Source organism: Streptomyces sp. NBC_01591 (assembly GCF_035918155.1).
Lineage (GTDB): Bacteria > Actinomycetota > Actinomycetes > Streptomycetales > Streptomycetaceae > Streptomyces.
Window position 1 is genome coordinate 8574474 of the sequence record NZ_CP109327.1, and the last position, 16753, is coordinate 8591226.

General features: G+C 69.5%; 14 protein-coding genes and 4 pseudogenes. 7 read left to right on the plus strand and 11 right to left on the minus strand.

The annotated features are described in order from the left end of the window. Nucleotides 1-26 precede the first annotated feature (26 nt). The gene (locus OG978_RS48535) at nt 27-524 is read left to right on the plus strand and encodes a transposase (RefSeq protein ID WP_442817813.1); all 498 of its coding nucleotides are present in this window, start codon (nt 27-29) and stop codon (nt 522-524) included. Continuing rightward, nucleotides 439-621 carry an IS3 family transposase gene (locus tag OG978_RS39625; protein ID WP_326769850.1) on the plus strand — a complete coding sequence of 61 codons (183 nt, stop codon included), beginning with the start codon at nt 439-441 and terminating at the stop codon, nt 619-621. Before OG978_RS48535 ends, OG978_RS39625 begins: the two co-directional genes overlap by 86 nt. A gap of 95 nt (nt 622-716) precedes the next feature. On the opposite strand, the gene OG978_RS39630 is transcribed toward OG978_RS39625, so the two are convergent. Continuing rightward, nucleotides 717-1790 carry a dipeptidase gene (locus OG978_RS39630; protein WP_326770300.1) on the minus strand — a complete coding sequence of 358 codons (1074 nt, stop codon included), beginning with the start codon at nt 1788-1790 and terminating at the stop codon, nt 717-719. Further along, nucleotides 1750-3162: a serine hydrolase domain-containing protein gene (locus OG978_RS39635; protein WP_326769851.1), complete on the minus strand. Its 1413-nt coding sequence runs from the start codon at nt 3160-3162 to the stop codon at nt 1750-1752. The genes OG978_RS39630 and OG978_RS39635 overlap by 41 nt, the downstream gene beginning before the upstream one ends. 221 nt (nt 3163-3383) lie before the next feature. Between OG978_RS39635 and OG978_RS39640 the strand changes: the two genes are divergently transcribed. Then, the gene (locus tag OG978_RS39640; protein WP_326769852.1) at nt 3384-4277 is read left to right on the plus strand and encodes a transposase; all 894 of its coding nucleotides are present in this window, start codon (nt 3384-3386) and stop codon (nt 4275-4277) included. A gap of 190 nt (nt 4278-4467) precedes the next feature. Here OG978_RS39640 and OG978_RS39645 read toward each other — a convergent pair whose 3' ends face one another. From OG978_RS39645 to OG978_RS39655, 3 genes and pseudogenes are all read right to left on the minus strand, one after another. Beyond that, entirely contained in the window at nt 4468-5121 is a 654-nt protein-coding gene (locus OG978_RS39645) for a response regulator transcription factor (protein WP_326769853.1), read from the minus strand. A gap of 74 nt (nt 5122-5195) precedes the next feature. Beyond that, complete coding sequence (locus OG978_RS39650; RefSeq protein WP_326769854.1) at nt 5196-6902, minus strand: sensor histidine kinase; 1707 nt, start codon at nt 6900-6902, stop codon at nt 5196-5198. 227 nt (nt 6903-7129) lie between these two features. Continuing rightward, nucleotides 7130-7288: pseudogene (locus OG978_RS39655) on the minus strand (IS1380 family transposase); the annotation flags it as partial. 441 nt (nt 7289-7729) lie between these two features. On the opposite strand from OG978_RS39655, the pseudogene OG978_RS48540 reads away from it, so the two are divergent. Continuing rightward, nucleotides 7730-7852: pseudogene (locus OG978_RS48540) on the plus strand (IS630 family transposase); the annotation flags it as partial. Nucleotides 7853-9009: 1157 nt separating this feature from the next. On the opposite strand, the gene OG978_RS39660 reads toward OG978_RS48540, so the two are convergent. The 4 genes and pseudogenes from OG978_RS39660 to OG978_RS39680 all read right to left on the minus strand — a co-directional run bounded on the left by OG978_RS39660 (nt 9010) and on the right by OG978_RS39680 (nt 10452). Beyond that, entirely contained in the window at nt 9010-9339 is a 330-nt protein-coding gene (locus tag OG978_RS39660) for an antibiotic biosynthesis monooxygenase family protein (protein ID WP_326770301.1), read from the minus strand. 96 nt (nt 9340-9435) lie between these two features. Next, entirely contained in the window at nt 9436-9687 is a 252-nt protein-coding gene (locus tag OG978_RS39665) for a helicase associated domain-containing protein (protein WP_326769855.1), read from the minus strand. Nucleotides 9688-10096: 409 nt separating this feature from the next. Then, nucleotides 10097-10282, minus strand: a pseudogene (locus OG978_RS39675) (IS110 family transposase); the annotation flags it as partial. A gap of 23 nt (nt 10283-10305) precedes the next feature. Next, complete coding sequence (locus tag OG978_RS39680; protein ID WP_326769856.1) at nt 10306-10452, minus strand: hypothetical protein; 147 nt, start codon at nt 10450-10452, stop codon at nt 10306-10308. A 17-nt stretch (nt 10453-10469) separates the two neighbouring features. On the opposite strand from OG978_RS39680, the gene OG978_RS39685 reads away from it, so the two are divergent. The 3 genes from OG978_RS39685 to OG978_RS39695 all read left to right on the plus strand — a co-directional run bounded on the left by OG978_RS39685 (nt 10470) and on the right by OG978_RS39695 (nt 14769). Next, nucleotides 10470-11225 (plus strand): IS6 family transposase, encoded by a 756-nt coding sequence (locus OG978_RS39685; RefSeq protein WP_326769857.1) that lies wholly within the window; start codon nt 10470-10472, stop codon nt 11223-11225. Between the two features lie 498 nt (nt 11226-11723). Beyond that, nucleotides 11724-14048: an AfsR/SARP family transcriptional regulator gene (locus OG978_RS39690; protein ID WP_326769858.1), complete on the plus strand. Its 2325-nt coding sequence runs from the start codon at nt 11724-11726 to the stop codon at nt 14046-14048. A 10-nt stretch (nt 14049-14058) separates the two neighbouring features. Next, a complete protein-coding gene (locus OG978_RS39695; protein WP_326770302.1) occupies nt 14059-14769 on the plus strand; it encodes a tetratricopeptide repeat protein in 711 nt (236 codons plus the stop codon). A 363-nt stretch (nt 14770-15132) separates the two neighbouring features. Here the strand turns inward: OG978_RS39695 and OG978_RS39700 are convergent. After that, nucleotides 15133-15837: pseudogene (locus OG978_RS39700) on the minus strand (IS6 family transposase); the annotation flags it as partial. 16 nt (nt 15838-15853) lie between these two features. Then, nucleotides 15854-16714 carry an alkaline phosphatase family protein gene (locus OG978_RS39705; protein ID WP_326769859.1) on the minus strand — a complete coding sequence of 287 codons (861 nt, stop codon included), beginning with the start codon at nt 16712-16714 and terminating at the stop codon, nt 15854-15856. Nucleotides 16715-16753: the final 39 nt, after the last annotated feature.

Below are 16753 nucleotides of genomic sequence, written 5' to 3' on the forward strand. Positions count from 1 at the left end.
TTGAGCTGCGTAAACGAGCGGTCCGTATGGTCGCTGAGGTTCGTGGCGATTACCCGAACGAGTCGGCCGCGCTGAGGGCGGTCGCCCAGAAGCCCGGTATCGGCTCGGCCGAGACTCTGCGGAACTGGGTCAAGCGGGACGAGATCGACTCCGGGCAGCGTCCGGGGACGATCACGGAGGAGTCCGCGCAGATCAAGGCGATGAAGAAGGAGATCGCCGGGTTGAAACGGGCCAACGACATCTTGAAGGCCGCGGCTCTTTCTTCGCGGCCGGGCTCGACCGGCCACACACTCGCTCGTAGCGTTCATCGACGAGCGCAAGGGCCGCTTCGGCGGCGTCGAGCCGATCTGCAGGACACTCACCGAGCACGACTGCAAGATTGCCCCGTCCACCTACTACGCGGCGAAGAAACGCGCGGTCACCCCCTCGGCCGGGCAGGTGCGGGATGCCGCCCTCAAGGAGCTGATCACCGAGGTCCACGAGACCAACTTCCGTGTCTATGGCGCCAGGAAGGTCTGGCGTGAGCTGCACCGCCAGGGCCACGAAGTAGCCCGGTGCACCGCCGAACGCCTGATGCGCGATCTCGGCATCACCGCCGCCGTCCGCGGAAAGAAGGTTTGAGACACGTACTTCAGGCGTCGTTCGTCGGGTTCACTGAACATTCAGGTGTGCGTCGTTCCGATCGCACGAAGGGAATCTCCTGCCGCGCACGGCGCTCAGCCGGCGGACGCGGGCCGGCCCAGTTCGTTCTGCAGCAGGCGCCGTACGTTCTCCCCCAGGACCGCGACGATGTCGCGCTCCGGCCACCCCCGCTGTTGCAGCGCATCGGTGACCAGCGGCAGCCCGGCCGGACCCGCAAGCCCGGGCAGATAGGCGTCGGCCGGCACTCCCTCGACGAAGGCCGGCTCGCAGCACGGGGGAGTGGTGTCGGCAAGTACTTCCTTGATGAAGTCGGGACCCAGCCCGATGTGCTCGACGCCGGCCACCCCGGCAATGTGCTCGATGTGGTCGATCAGTCGGCCGATCGAGTAGTCGCTCTCGTGCAGGTACGGAGCGAAGAAGTTCACGCACACCACTCCGCCGCCCGCGGCGACGCCCCGGATCTGCTCGTCCGTGAGGTTGCGGTGGTGGTCGAAGAGCGCCCGTGCGCTGGAGTGCGTGGCGATCAACGGCCGTGAGGACAGCTCCAGGACGTGCTCGACCCCGGGCGCGCCGAGATGACTGATGTCGTAGAGCATGCCGAGGCGCTCCATCTCGGCCAGCGCCGCGACCCCGGAGCGGGTCAGCCGGCCGCCCGTCGCGTCCTCGCCGCTGCCGTCGGCCAGGGAGGTGCGACCGAAGTGGGCCAGGGACGCGATCCTGACCCCCAGCCGGAACAGGGTCTCCAGTAGCTCCACGTCCTCGCCCACGCCGGGTGCGCTCTCCAGTGCCAGCACCAGGGCGATCCGGCCCTCAGCCAGCGTCTGGTCGACCTGGGCGCCGTCCGTGCACAGCGTGACGGCATCGGCGTTGCCCGCCGCGAGCCGGTGCGCCGCCTCGATCATGCGCAGCGTGCGGCGAAGCGCCCCCTCCGGCCGGTACGGATCTTCGACGAACACCGGCAGTGCCTGAAGGTTCACCCCGCCGGCCTGCAATTGCGGCAGCCAGCGCTCCCGGAAGAACTCCGCCCAGTGGTCCACCGGCCGGGCGACCACCGCACACAGCAGGTCGTTGTGCAGGTCTGCCACGATCGCGCGTCGGTGCTCTCGTTCATCGAGGTGCCCGCCGCTCGGCCCGGCCGGTGTGCAGATACAGCGCGTGTCCCTGCCCGTCGTCACCGAGGAAGGCAAGCGGCGCGTGGACCCCGCGCTCCGGCTCGACCGGGATCAAGGTGTCACCGCGCCTGCCGACCAGCTCTGTGCGGTTCGGCGCCTCGTCCAGTTCGGCGATGGCTCCCCGGGGAGTGCGCTCCAGCCACAGCCGCCCAGCGGCGTCCCGGCTCACCGTGGTCTCGGCGGTGCTGGACGTGTACGTACCGACGTACCGGGACGTCTCCGCAACGGGAGCGCCCACGTCCGGCACCGGCGAGGCGGGCAGACCGACCCCGGCGAGTTCACCGAGGACCCGGCCCGCGATCTCCGTGTACACGCGCCGTGACAGGCCGCCGTTGGTGACGATCGCCACCGCGACATCCCGCTCCGGCACCAGGCGCAGGAAAGCCGACTGACCGATGGTGTTCCCGTCGTGTCCGATGACTGTGCCGCCCGACAGGTCGAAGAGCTCCCAGCCGAGCCCCCAGGCGGCGCCCTGGTCGATGTCGGGCAGCGTGACCTGCGGCCGCTGCATGGCCTGGACGGTCTCCGGGCCGAGCACGGTCACCCCGTCGGGGCCCCGGCCTCCGGCGAGGTGCATCCGGGCGAAGGCCAGCAGATCGCGCGCACGCATCGCCATCATCGATCCGGCCGGTGCGTTCGAGCGTGCCAGGGCCCACACCGGCGTCGGCTCGAGCGGCGCCCCCGGCACCGTTTCGATGTGACCCACTGCCGTGCGGTGGAGGATCGCCTCGTAGGGGTCACTCGCGGTGTGACTCATACCCAGCGGAGTGAACAGGTGTCGCCGGGCGCAGACGTCGAACGGCTCCTCGCGCAGCACCTCGACGATCCTCCCGAGCACGCAGTACCCGGCGTTGTTGTACGAGAACATCGCGCCAGGCTCGAAGAGCTGCGGCACGTCCCGCAGGACGCCCAGGTACTTTTCCAGGCAGTCGTCACCCTTGCCGGTGTCGGTGAAGATGTCCCCCTCGAAACCCGCGACGTGACTCAGCAAATGCCGCGTGGTGATCCCTCGCGTCGCTTCCTCGTCGGCGATCCGGAACTCTGGCAGGACGGCCCGTACGGGAGCGTCCAGATCCAGTCGTCCCTCGTCGGCCAACTGCATGACCAGCGTCGCGGTCATCACCTTGGTGATCGACCCGATCTGGAAGAGAGAGCCCACCGTGGCGTCGACTCCTGTGGCCGTGCTCAGCACACCGGCCGCGGATTCGACCCATTCATCACCGGCTTGGACCGCCACGGCTGCCCCGGGCACCTGGCTCTCGATGAGCAGATCTGGCAACCGGCGGCGCAACCAGGCACCGACCTCCTCCAGCTTGTTCAGCTGATCCGACCCGTCCAGCTTCTGCACGGCATCCCTCCCTGCTCGACTGCGCAGGAGCTTAGGACCTGCGGAAACCGCCCTCTTCGTCCACTCCCACCACATGCGGCCCTTGCGTTGGTGCGACTGGCTGAACCGGGCGGCTCGCCGCTTCGACGGGTGGGGGAGCAGGCTTGGGGCGCTGACCCCGGTTTTTGGACACCGGAGAGACTTGGATCTCGATGGTCCAGGAGAACGGAGTCCCCGTGGGGATGAAGCACTACCCCGCTGAGTTCAAGGCGGCCGCGGTCGCGCTGTACCGGTCCCGTCCGGGAGCGACGATCAAGTCGGTCGCCGCCGATCTGGGGGTGAACACCGAGACGCTGCGGAAACTGGATCCGGGCCGCCGACGGCGCCGGTCCAGCGCGCACTTCGCACCTGCGGCGCCGGCGCGGCCTGGTGATGACGCGGCTCAAGGGGAGCTGACCGCAGCGCGGAATCGGATCCGCGAGCTGGAGGAAGAATGCGACATCCTCCGCAAGGCAGCCCGGTGTTTCGCAGAGGAGACGCGCTGGTGGACCGTGAAGATGGCCCGGGCGAGTAATCCGCGTCGCACGGCAGCGATGTGGATGCGTGACCGGCTCGACGAGCTGTTCGTGGACGAGGATTTCGCCGACTGGCATCCGGCGGACAGGCGCCCGGGTCTGTCACCGGCCCGGCTCGCGCTGGTGTCGGTGTTGCAATACACGGAGAATCTGACCGACCGGCAGGCGGCGGAGGCCGTCCGGTGCCGTCTGGAATGGAAGTACTGCCTGGGCCTGGAGCTGGACGACGCCGGCTTCGACTTCCCGGTGCTGAGCGAGTTCCGTGACCGGCTGGCCGAAGGGGACCGTGCAGACCGGCTGCTGGCTGTGATGGTCGAACGTCTTGCGGCTGCGGGCCTGGTCAAACGCCGTGCCCGGGTCCGCACCGACTCGACCCACGTGCTGGCGGCAGTACGCCGGCCCAATTGGGGTGAACTCGTCGCCGAGACCCTGCGGGCGGCTCGGAAGAGCTCGTTGCGCACGGCGAGGAATGGCTGGCCGGACTCGTCACTGCGGACTGGGGTGACCGCTACGACCACCCGGTCCGCTATGACCGGCTTCCCCGGGGAGGTGACGCCCTGAGGTTCCCCCGCATCTCGGGGGAACCTCATTCCCACGCAAGGCCTGCCGCGAATGCGTCGACCGGCTCAAATGCACCGGCAACAAGGCATGGACGAGCAGGCTCATGAAAGCGCGAGCTAAATGAGGCTCGGACCTGTCCGTTGAGATCCACTTGCAGCGGGCTCTGCATCAACGTCATCGAGTGGTGTGGTCAGGTTCCCAGGTCGGCGTCTCGTGCCAGCAGTGCGGCCTGCACTCGGTTCTGGCAGTCCAGCTTGGTCAGGATCCGGCTCACGTATGATTTGACCGTGGCCTCGCTCATATGGATCCGCTGACCGGCGTCCGCGTTGGACAGGCCCTCACCCAGCAGCGCCAGGACCTCCAGCTCGCGGTTGGTCAGCGCGTCCAGCCGGCGGCGGGCCTGCTCGGCACGGTGAGCGCTCTGGCTGGACGCCAACGAGTCCACGACACGGCGGGTGGCACCCGGCGACAGGTACGCGTCTCCGGCCGCGGCAGCCCGGACCGCGCGCATGAGTTCCGCGGGCGCCGAGTCCTTGAGCAGAAAGCCCACGCTGCCCCCGGTCAGGGCGCGCAGTACGTTCTGCTGTTCCCCGAAGGTTGTCAGGATCAGCACCCGCGTGTCAGGCACGGTCCGGTGCAGCTCGGCCAGGGCCGTCAGTCCGTCCATGACCGGCATCTGGATGTCGAGCAGCACGACGTCCACGCGGCGGGTCTGGGCCAGTTCGACCGCCTCTCGGCCGTTCACCGCCTCGGCGACGACTTCGATGTCGTCGGCGGAGGAGAGAATCATCCTGACGCCTGCCCGGATGAGCGGCTCGTCATCCGTGACGAGAACCCTGATCATGACTCCCCTGCGTGGTCCTTGAGTGTCTACCTGCGGTCACTCGCCATCATCCCTGATCGAGCGCCCGATACTCCTCAGTTCCTCACCTCGAAGGACTTCTTCTCGGTCAACTTGCCGTCCTTGAAGCAGAACCGGAAGACCGGCTCCATGTCCGGATTGTTGCTGGACTCCGTGGAAGTCAGGCTGAGGCACTTCGCGCCCTTGGGCACGGGCGGCGCACCCATTTCCAGGCCGTCGGTCAGGAAGGGGTCCTCCTTGGGCAACTGCTTGCGGATCTCTGCCTCGGACTGGCCCACCTTCACCGCGTCGTACTGCTTCGGCTCGATCCTGGCCTTTTCCGCCTTGTCCAGGAGGACGTATCCCCCGACGCCGACGGCGGCGATCACCAGCAGCAGAGGGATCAGTACCGCCATCCCGCAGCCGATGGCCACGCCGCTTCCGTTCTTCCTGCTCATTGCCTTGGCCAGCTCCTTCAGACCGTTCCCGTTCATGACAGGACCACCCTCGTCCAAGGAGTCCCCCGGGGTCTGCTGCCAAAAGGCGCCTGTTGGATCAACGAACGTCGTCGCCACGTTGCCGGGCGCGGGGCTCGGGACACCGGCTTCCGGCGATGTGTACGGCAGCACGCCCGCCAGCCGGAAGCCGCCGTCCGCCGTCGGGCCCGCGTGCGCCATGCCCCCGATGAGCCGGGTCCGCTCACCGAGCCCGGTCAGCCCCTGGCCGCCGCTCACCATGCCCCGGCCGTTGTCCGTCGTCCCGGTTGCGGGTCCGTTGGCGACCTCCACGACCAGCGAGTCCGGCTCATACCGCAGCTCGACGGTGATCGGGGCGCCCGGGGCGTGCTTGTGGGCGTTGGTCAGGCCTTCCTGGACGATGCGGTACGCCGCGTGATCGGCGGTCGGGGGGAGCGGGCACGGCTCGCCGGAGTGCCGCAGCTCCACGGCCGCGCCCGCGCTCCGGGACGTTCCTACGAGGCCCTCGATGCCCGCCACCCCGCGCGACAGCGCCGTGGTGTCCTCCGCCGCCGCAGCCGCGACGCCTGGGGCGGTGTGGTCCTCGTGTGGGGCCTCCGTGCTGTCCCGCATCACCTGTACCACCTCGCGCAGCTCGTGCATCGCGGCCACCGACGCCTCACGCAGCACCCCCACTGCCTCCCGCTGCCGTCCGGTCAGCTCGCGGTCCACCTCCAGCGCGCCCGCGTGCACCGAGATGAGCACCAGCTGATGGCCGAGGCTGTCGTGCATGTCCTGCGCAATGCGCTGACGCTCCCGCGCCCGGGCCTGTCCGGCGATCATTGCGCGCTCGCGTTGCTGCTGGGCGTCGTACTCCCGGAGCGTGTCGGTCAGCGTATGGTGCTGCGACCGGTAGCGGCCGGCTAGGCCGGGCGCTATGACCGCGACCAGCGGCCACAGGACGTCGAAGACCAAGCGGGGGAGTGAGAGGTGAGGCAGCGCCTGCACGACTGCCAGGCCGAGGTTGAGGACGTATGCGAGGGCGAAGGTGCCGACGGCCTTGCCGACCCCGTCGATCCGCCGCCCCGCCGACCAGGCGGCGACAAGGACCAACGGAGCGAGACCGCCGAACAGGACAGAGCCGACGGCGGTCACCAGCAGTACGGTCGCGGGCAGCGTTCGGCGCAAAAGTGACAGCCCCGCGATCGCCAGCCCGGCGGCAGCGATCCGTACGGTGCCGCCGTGGTCCAGGGCCGCGAGACCTGCTCCCAGCAGCCCGAACGCTACGCTCAGCAGCGATTCGCCCACGATACGCCAGGGAGACCACATTCCGGGAGCCAAGAGAGCCCTGCCCGGGGCAGCCAGCCGCGGGGTCGCCGAACGCAGCCTCGCCGCCAGTGCCTGGCGAGCCGATGCTTTAAGGGCCGTAGATTCCACACGAGTCACCCGGCCACGTTAAGACCCTCTCCACCCGCTCCGCGTCGGCCATTGGTCGCGACGGCCAACGACGAAAGTCCAACCTGGCGCGGCGGCCCGGCATCCATCGGCCACCGACAAGACCCCGGCCGCAGCAGAGCGCCGACGGGCTCGCCGGACCCTGCCCGGCCGTGGTCGACGAACGCGAACAGCGGGTGATGGTCGAAGGCCTTCCGACAGGTCGCAGCCGCGTGTTCCTTCTGCGAGTGCGCGAGGACCAGGACCCCGTCGATGTCGAGCCGTGGCCCTCCCGCACCCCGACGGACTAGGGCCTGTCCGGCGGATCATGGCCGGGGTCGCGGCGTCTGGCACGGCACCTCGCGGCGTTGCCGAAACGTCCGAATAGCTCCGCTATTAAGACGCTCCGGCGCTTTGCGATGCACCGCACCAGACGCCGCGCCCTGTCCGACCCTGATCCGCCGGACAGGCCCTAGTCTCTGCCCTGGCCCGCGCCGGAATGGAGCGTGCGGGACAGGCCCCCGTCCCCGTGACGGGAGGCAGTACGGCCGGGGCCGCCCCCTTCCGGCGCTGCCCTTCCCACTTCGCGTCCTGCGTCTGCTTCACCGGCCGCTCCTTCTCCCCGGCCGCCCAGGTCCCGAGGGTGTTCTCCACAAGCCACTGCTGTACGGGCAGGAGCTGTCTCCACCCGAACCGCTGCGCACTCACCCACTGCCCGAGGCCTCGCCGCCGCGAACCTCGACCAGCTCGCCGCCGCCGTGAAACGCAGTCTCCAGAAGGCCCAGTACCGACCGCACCTCATCGACGGCTGCCTCATGGGCACCGGCCTGACCCTGACCAGCTGACACGATCAGGCCGACATCACACATTCAAGTTCAGTAGCCTGCACAACATCCCGCAGGCGGGATGGTTCTTCCGGATGTTGCCTGTTTCTTCCCTGGACGCCAACGGTCGGGGCACGGCGCCGGTTCCTCGCGGATTGCGCTTCCGCCACGGGTTCAGGCAGCGAGATCTACTTTCAGGAACTCCCGGGCCGTCAGGCCGTGCTGTACCGCTCCCAGGTTCACCAACTGCGCGGTCAGGAGGACGTGCTCGGTGAATACGACAAGGACCGTCCCACCTGTTCGTCAGCGGACATCAGGGGAGGCCGCGCGATGTCGATCTCATCAGCTGCGCAAGCCACTGGACACCTGCCTGCCTCCGCGGTGCTGATCGGCCTCGGCACCGACGGGCAGACGGTCTCCGTCAACTTGGACGCCGCCGCGCACATCCTGGTCTGCACGAGCAGTGGCGGCGGCAGCTCGACGATCCTGCGCACCCTCGCCGCCCAGTTCCTGCGCCACGGTGCCCATGCCCTGGTCCTCGACACCAAGCGGATCTCCCACCTGTGGGCGCGTCGCGACGGTGACGTACCGTCCCGACGACGGCGACATCCACCACGCTGGCCGGCCTCGCGACCGAGCTCCGACTGTGCGGCCAGTAGGACATGCTCGGTGAATACGACAAGGACCGTCCCACCTGCTCGTCAGCGGACAGCAGGGGAGGCCGCGCGATGTCGATCTCATCAGCCTGCGCCCCAATGGAACTGGCCAGCGCCCGCACCGTGGCTGCATTGAGAGGAACCGGCTCTTCTCCGGGCGGTGCACGAGATCCTGTTAGCGGGCCGCCAGGCCTGCATCCACGTCTCGCCGTCCTGCTCGGGACGGCGGAACAGACCGCCCCGCGCTGCTACCTGCACGTCCCGCGCAACTTCTCCGACGACGACGCGCAGATACGCGTCGACCTACCAAGCGGATCATTCGGCGTCGCGTGGGGCTGGCCGGAGTGGAACACGAACGACCCCGAGGGTGAGGACGTCCACGCCGCCTTCATCGGCCAGCTGTCCGGCACCTACGTCATCAACCGGCTCACCCGGCATCTGTCCGTCCTGCACATCGCCTGGCTCGGCCGACCCATCCGACGAACAACGCCTCGCCCCGGCACCGGGGCGAGGCGCTCGCGTCTACGCGCTTTTCGGCGCCGCTTGCTGCACGACCTCGAAGGACCACAGGGCGGACCCGCTCGCCGCCGGCCTGGGGCGCTCGCTGCTCTCCGCGTCACCGCTCTGGTGTGCTGTCTTCATGGGGCCCTCCATCCAGGCTTGGAAGGACTTTTCGTCGCGCCACCGCGTGTAGACGAGGTAGTTATTGGTCCCTTCGACGGGGCGGAGGAGTTCGAACCACTCGAACCCGTCGGAGTTCTCCACGGCATGGGCACGGGAGGCGAAGCGCTTCTCCAGCGTCTCCCGCTGATCGGCGGGGACGGTCAGTACGTTGATCTTGACTACGCTCATGACCTCATCCTGCCGTACGGCGATCCGCAGGATGAGGAACGGCTCGTGCATGACGCGGTTCCGCGGGGCGCGGGGCACGCGACGGCGCCCGCCCGGCTACGCCGCCCAGTCGAGCCCGAGGGCGGCCAGCTGTTGGAGCTTGTCGGCGGCGAGCTTGCCGCGCCTCGACTTTGTGTTCGACAGGAACACACCGAGCTTCACGGCGTGCTCTTGGCCGTCGACGACAACGGTCTCTACATGGGCCCTGGGGACGGTCAGAGAGCCCGGTACGCGCCTCGTACTGCGCCAAGGGGCCGCCACGCCCCGCTCGAAGGCGCTCACGGGGGCCGAGGACGGCTTCGCGGGCATCTCCGGCTCCGGGGCCAGCGGCACGATACCGAGCTGCTCCAGGCGCTTGCGCTGCCCATCCGTCAGTGGCCTGCCAGACCTCCGGCTTCCGCTGCTTGGCCAGCCACATCCCGACGTTCATCCCGTGGATCGTGAACCCGGGCAAGACCTACGCCTGGCCCTCTTCGTCGGCCACCAGCTCGCGCAGCGCGGCGAAGTGCCGCTGCCACTCCGCCGGCGCTGGCGCGAGACCGGGTTGATCGCCGAGTTCCACGACCGGCTGCGGGGCCGGGTCCGGGAGGCTGCCGGGCGGGAGGCGGAGCCGAGTGCGGCGGTCATCGACTCGCAGCCGGTGAAGGCCGACGCGGTCGTCTGCTCCGGCAGCCGGGGCTATGACGGCGGCAAGAAGACATTCGATGCGAAGAACGTGTCAAACAGCGAGCGTAAGACGGGGTTCTCGCGAGGTTGGAAAGGCCACAGCCTCGTTGAACGGGACGCGGTGAGACAGGCAGTGGTGAAGGCAGCCGATCACCCGGTTGAAGAGGTTTCTCTGGGCAGCCGTGTGACGGTCTCCGGCCTCACGTCGGCGGTCGTAGTGAGCCCGCGCTCCGGCTGAGAGCCTGTCGGGTGGCCGGTTGATTACGCTGCGATGAGGTCCTCGATGGTCTTGGTTCGGGCGGTCTTGCGGTGGGATTCATGGCTCCACCGTGATGGCTGCCCGGCGAGCCGGACGAGCATCAGGCGGATCATCGCCACCTTGATCATGGCCTCGGAGGGCGCTGTCACGTTGGCTGGCCCGTGGGATGATCTTCGGGTTGATCACGTTGGGGGAGACGTCTGTGGTGGGTGCACCGCCGTCGTACAAGGGGCGCCGACACCCGGTCGAGGTCATCTCGCACTGCGTGTGGCTGTACTTCCGGTTCCCGCTCAGTTTCCGTGAGGTGGAGGAGCTGATGTTCCAGCGCGGCGTGACCGTCTCCCATGAGACCGTGCGCCGCTGGTGTCTGAAGTTCGGCCAGGCGTACGCCGGCGCGCTGCGCCGCCGGCGGCCCCGCCCCGGGGACAAGTGGCATCCGGACGAGGTCTTCATCAAGATCAACAGCGAGCAGAAGTACCTGTGGCGGGCGGTCGACCAGGACGGCAATGTCCTGGACATCCTCGTTCAGAACCGGCGGGACAAGGCCGCAGCCAGGCGATTCTTCCGCAGGCTGATGACGAAGACGGGCAGGGTGCCGCGGGTGGTCGTCACCGACAAGCTGCGTTCCTGCGGCGCCGCTCACCGCGAGGTCATGCCCTCGGTGGAGCATCGCTCGCACAAGGGCCTGAACAACCGGGCCGAGAACAGCCACCAGCCGACGAGGCAACGCGAACGGGCGATGAAGGGCTTCCGCAGCGTGGGCGGGGCCCAGCGGTTCCTGTCCGCGTTCAGCGGTATCTCACCCCACTTCCGGCCCCGACGCCACCTGATGACCGCATCCGAACACCGAGCCGAAATGACCATCCGCTTCACCATCTGGGAACAGATCACCAGCGTCACCGGCCGACCTACCGCGGCCTGAGCCCAGGCCGGCACCCAGCCCCACCACACCTCGACGCACCGTCAGACACCCACACACCCAACAACGTGACAACGCCCACCCGGGAGCTGTGACGGGACGGGGGGCTGCGCCTGACCGGACATCGGGGGCGGCGCCTGACCGGGGCCCTGCGCCGCGGGCCCCCAGGCCGGCGCGCCCTGACCGAGCGGCTGGGCGGGACGGTTCTCACCGAAGCCCTGCCGGGGGTCCACCTGCGGGTTCTCACTCACGAAACAGCTCGCTTTCCTACAGTTCACGCCCTCGGGACGGCAGGAACCCGTCCCAGGGGAATAGGCCGGAACGGAGATCGACCGGGACCGGACACGACGCGCCGAACTCTCTCGCGAGACACTGCAATGCCGATGAAATTCTGCTGAAGCAGAGGATTCGGCCCGCAGGGAAAGCGGGAGACTGCGGGGGACTGCGGGGATCATGGGGGAGTCCGGAGTGGGCACGAACAGAGCGGACACAGCGAACACGATGAACACAGCGGACGCAGCCGGCTCAGGCAGGGGCGCGTGGCATCCGGCTGACGCGACAGCTGCGGCAGGCACGGCAGGCACGGCAGGCACGGCAGGCACGGCAGGCACGACCGGTGCGGAGATTGCGGCGGACCGGCTGCGCTTCGCCCTGCTCGGCCCGGTCGGCGCCCACCGCGGCGTGGTGCCGCTCGACCTCGGGCCCGTGCGGCGTCAGGCGGTGCTGGCCGCACTGATCCTGCGTGCGGAGACGCTCGTCACCCAACAGCAACTCCTTGACGACGTATGGGGACTCGAACCACCGGGCACGGGCCGCCGGGTCCTGTCCAGTTACGTCTACCCCCTGCGCAAGGCACTGGACGTGCCCGGCACTGGCCCCACCGCATCCGTGATCCGCGGTGAGCGCGGCGGCTACCGCTTCGTACCCGGCGAAGCCCGCACGGACATCCGTGAGTTGACCGGACAGGCCGCCGCGGTACGCGGCGCGAAGGCCGCGGGTGACCTCACCACTGCCCTCGACGGCTGTACGCGGGCACTGAACCTGTTCCGCGGGGAGCCGTTGGCTGGCCTGCCCGGCCCGCTCGCCGACGCCGAGCGGCAGCGTCTTGCCCGGCAGCGGCGCACCCTCCACCAGGAGCGGGTGGAGTCCCTGGTGCTCCTGGGCCGGTATGCGGAGGCCCTGGACGAGCTTCTGGCCGCGCCCACGGCGCAGCCGCACGACGAACCACTCGCCGCCCTGCGTATGCGCGCGCTGTACGGCAGCGGCCGGCAGGCCGAAGCACTTGCCGCCTACCAGGAGACCCGGGACCGGCTGCGCGACGAGCTGGGCGTGGAGCCCGGCGAGGAACTGCGCCGGGTGCACGAGGGCGTGCTGCGCCGGGATGATCCGATGCTGCTCGGCCGGGCCCCGTCACCCCGTGCCACAGGCTCCGCCGCCGCGCAAGCACCGCCCCCGGCAGCCGCACCCACACAGCCATCGGCGCCCGAGCGTTCCCCGTCCCCGCCCCCGTCACGACCTCGCCGCAACGAACTCCCCGGCGACACCGCCTGGCTCGTCGGCCGGGAGGCGGAACTCGATCTGCTCACCGCGTCGGTGCCCGTCGGCTCCGTCTCCGTGGCTGCCGTGGACGGCACGGCGGGTGTCGGCAAGACCGCGCTGCTGGTCCGCGCCGCCTGGACGCTGCACGACCAGTACCCGGATGGCTGCCTGTTCGTGGACCTGCACGCGCACGGCGCCCCCCACGAGAGCCTGCGCCCGCAGCGCGCACTGCACCAGCTGCTGCGTGCCGTCAACGGCGCCGACGGCGAACTGCCTGACGAGCTACACGAGTTGGTCACCGCCTGGCGGGCGGCCACCAGCTCCTTGCGGCTGCTGTTGGTCGTGGACGACGCCCGCAGTGCGGAACAGGTACGCCCCTTGCTGCCCGCGGGCCCGGGCAGCCGGGTGCTTGTGGCCGGCCGCCAGCGCCTGCCCGGCCTCGACGCCGACCGGCGGCTCACCGTGGAGCCGCTGGATACGGGCGAGGCGGTCACACTGCTCACGCGCCTCCTTGGCGAGACGCGCGCTGGACAGGAACCGGAGGCCGCGCAGGAGCTCGCCCGCCGTTGCGGCGGTCTCCCGCTGGCGCTGCGGATCGCCGGGGCCCGGCTGCAGAACCTCCCGTCCTGGACACTGACCCACCTGGTCGGCCGGATGTCGGACGATGAACGCCGCCTGGGCGAACTCCGGGCAGAGGACCGCAGTGTGGAAGCCGCCTTCCGGATGTCCTACGATCTGCTCGCCCCCGAACTGCGCCGCGGTTTCCGGGCGTTGGGCCAGGTCCCGACCGCCGAGTTCGACGGGCTCACCCCCGCCGCCATGCTGGGCCGCTCGCTCCAGGACACCGAGGACCTCCTGGAGCGTCTGGTCGACGCGAGCCTGTTGCAGCAGCCACGGCCCAGCTGCTACCGGCTGCACGATCTCGTACGCGACCACACGCGCCTCCTCGCCGCCGCCGTGCCCGAGGAGGCCGCCGCGGACCGCGCCGCCGTGCTGCACCTCTACACAGCCGCCGGGCGTATCGCCAGCGACTGGGGCCCCGAGGGCTTCCCGACGGGCCCCGATGTCTCCCATTCCCCCTTCTCGGACTGGCGGGAAGCCGACGCATGGCTGGAGGGCCGCGGGCGGCCAACTGCTCGACGTGGTCGCTTTCGCGGCGGCCACCGGGCAGCGCGACCACGCCTGCTGGATCGCCGAGTCCCTGGTCGACTCGCTTGTCCGCCAGGGCCGCTTCCACGAGTGCCGCTCCGCCCTGGAGCTCGCGCTGCCCGGCGCCGACCTGGCTGACGACCGGCGGATGCCCTCCTCGCTGCGTAATTGCCTGGCCGTCGCGGACATCTATCAGGGGCGCTTCCAGCAGGCTCACGCCTGGTGCACCAATGCGCTGCGCCTCGCCCGCCACCAGGGCGACCTGCGTGAACAGGCCCGGGCGATGGCCGTCATGGGTGCCGCGGAGCGTGCGCTGGGCCGTTTCCGGGAGGCGGCCGCCCACCTGCGCGAGGCCATGAGGCTGGCGGCCCGGCTCAACGACGACTGGCTGGCCGGGATGTCGAGCTGCAACCTCGGCGCTCTCCACGGCCAGCAGGGACGGCATGAGGAAGCGCTCACGTACTACGCCACCTCCCTCACCTTCGCCGAGAAGATCGGCCGCCCCAGAATGATCAGCAAGACCCTGTGCTTCACCGCCGAGGCCCACCTGGCACTCGGCCGGCACACCGAGGTCAAAGACCTGGCGCGGCGCGCGGCGGGCCTGGCCCAGGAGGTCGGTGACCTGCAATTGCGCGCGACGAGCCTGTCCCTGCTCGGAGCCGCGGAACACGGCCGCGGAGACCTGCCGTTGGCCATCACTCTCCAGCGAGAGGCCCTGGCCACACTCACCGAGCACACCAGCAGGCCGCTGGAGATGGAGGTCCGCCGTCGGCTCGGACGCACCTACGCGGCTGCGGGCCACCCGGCCAAGGCCGAGCAGCAGTTCCGCATTGCCCGGTCCTTGGCCGGGTCGACGTAGCGGCACTGGTACTGTGGCCCGGCCCGCCCCAGGGCGCCTGTTCTCACCCTCTCCTCAGATTCCGGCGCTAACCTGTGGGGCTCGTAAAGTCATCGCTGCTGGTCAGTACCCGCCTCCAGGGTCGTCGGTGGGGACTTGTAATGCTGCCCCTGATGATCGTGTCCCTGCTCTACTGCACCGCCCGCGCGCTACTGTCCGTCCCCGCGGTCCTACTGTGCCGAGATACCGCCAAGGATGCCGAACTGCTGGTGCTGCACGAGAATGCCATCCTGCGCAGGCATGTGAAGGGCGTTGTCACGTTGTTGGGTGCGTGGGTGTCTGACGGTGCGTCGAGGTGTGGTGGGGCTGGGTGCCGGCCTGGGTTCAGGCCGCGGTAGGTCGGCCGGTGACGCTGGTGATCTGTTCCCAGATGGTGAAGCGGATGGTCATTTCGGCTCGGTGTTCGGATGCGGTCATCAGGTGGCGTCGGGGCCGGAAGTGGGGTGAGATACCGCTGAACGCGGACAGGAACCGCTGGGCCCCGCCCACGCTGCGGAAGCCCTTCATCGCCCGTTCGCGTTGCCTCGTCGGCTGGTGGCTGTTCTCGGCCCGGTTGTTCAGGCCCTTGTGCGAGCGATGCTCCACCGAGGGCATGACCTCGCGGTGAGCGGCGCCGCAGGAACGCAGCTTGTCGGTGACGACCACCCGCGGCACCCTGCCCGTCTTCGTCATCAGCCTGCGGAAGAATCGCCTGGCTGCGGCCTTGTCCCGCCGGTTCTGAACGAGGATGTCCAGGACATTGCCGTCCTGGTCGACCGCCCGCCACAGGTACTTCTGCTCGCTGTTGATCTTGATGAAGACCTCGTCCGGATGCCACTTGTCCCCGGGGCGGGGCCGCCGGCGGCGCAGCGCGCCGGCGTACGCCTGGCCGAACTTCAGACACCAGCGGCGCACGGTCTCGTGGGAGACGGTCACGCCGCGCTGGAACATCAGCTCCTCCACCTCACGGAAACTGAGCGGGAACCGGAAGTACAGCCACACGCAGTGCGAGATGACCTCGACCGGGTGTCGGTGCCCCTTGCACGACGGTGGTTTCCTGCCGGCGTCAGGCGGTCTGTGGTGTGAGGGAGTGGAAGGGCCGTCCGTCGAGCGTCCAGTGCGGGTCGGGCGCGATACCCAGGGCGGCGTAGACGTGGGCGGCGACATCGGCGTGGCGGAGGATGTCCGGTGTGGTGGAGGGGGTGATGCCGGGGCCGCTCGCGGCGATCCAGGCGGTGCGCTCCGATGTGCTGCGCCCGCCGTGGCCGCCTTCGTCGCGGTGGCCGTGGTCGGTCACTGCGATGACGGTCCACTCCTCGGACCGGGCGTCGGGACGTCCGCGTACGGCGGTGAGGAGCTGTCCGAGTCGTCGGTCGGCCATCTCGATCGCGTGCCGGTACTCGGGGCCGCAGCCGAGGAAGTGGGCGGTCTCGTCGACAGCGCCGAGATAGACGAAGGAGGCGTCCAGGTCTTCGCCGGAGCTGAGAACCCTTACGGCTTCGTCGGTCACGCTTTGGTCGCACTCCTCCCAGGCCTGCGGGGTGTCCTCGCGCGGGGCGATGTAGGCGAGCCTGCTCGGGGCCGCGAAGACCGGGCCGCCCTGCCGGGCCAGGAACAGGGGTTCCCAACCTCCGGCCGCGAAGGTCCGCAGCCCCTGCTCGGCGGCCAGCCGGGTGGTGAAGTCGGGGAACACCCCAAGCCGGTTTCCGGTGAAGTTGTTGCCCCAGACCCCGTGCTTGGCCACGCCGACACCGGTGACGACCGTGGTCCAACAGGGGCCCGACATGGTTGGTGTGTTGTCGTCGATGTGGACGGGCGCGAGGAAGCCGGCATTCGCTAGTTCGTCGAGGTTGGGCGTTTCCAACATCGGCAGCAGATCGAGGCGGACGCCGTCGATACCGACGACCAGGACGCGGGGTGTGGGCATGTTCTCGGTTCCTTCGTGGGTCGGGCAGAGAAGGGGGCG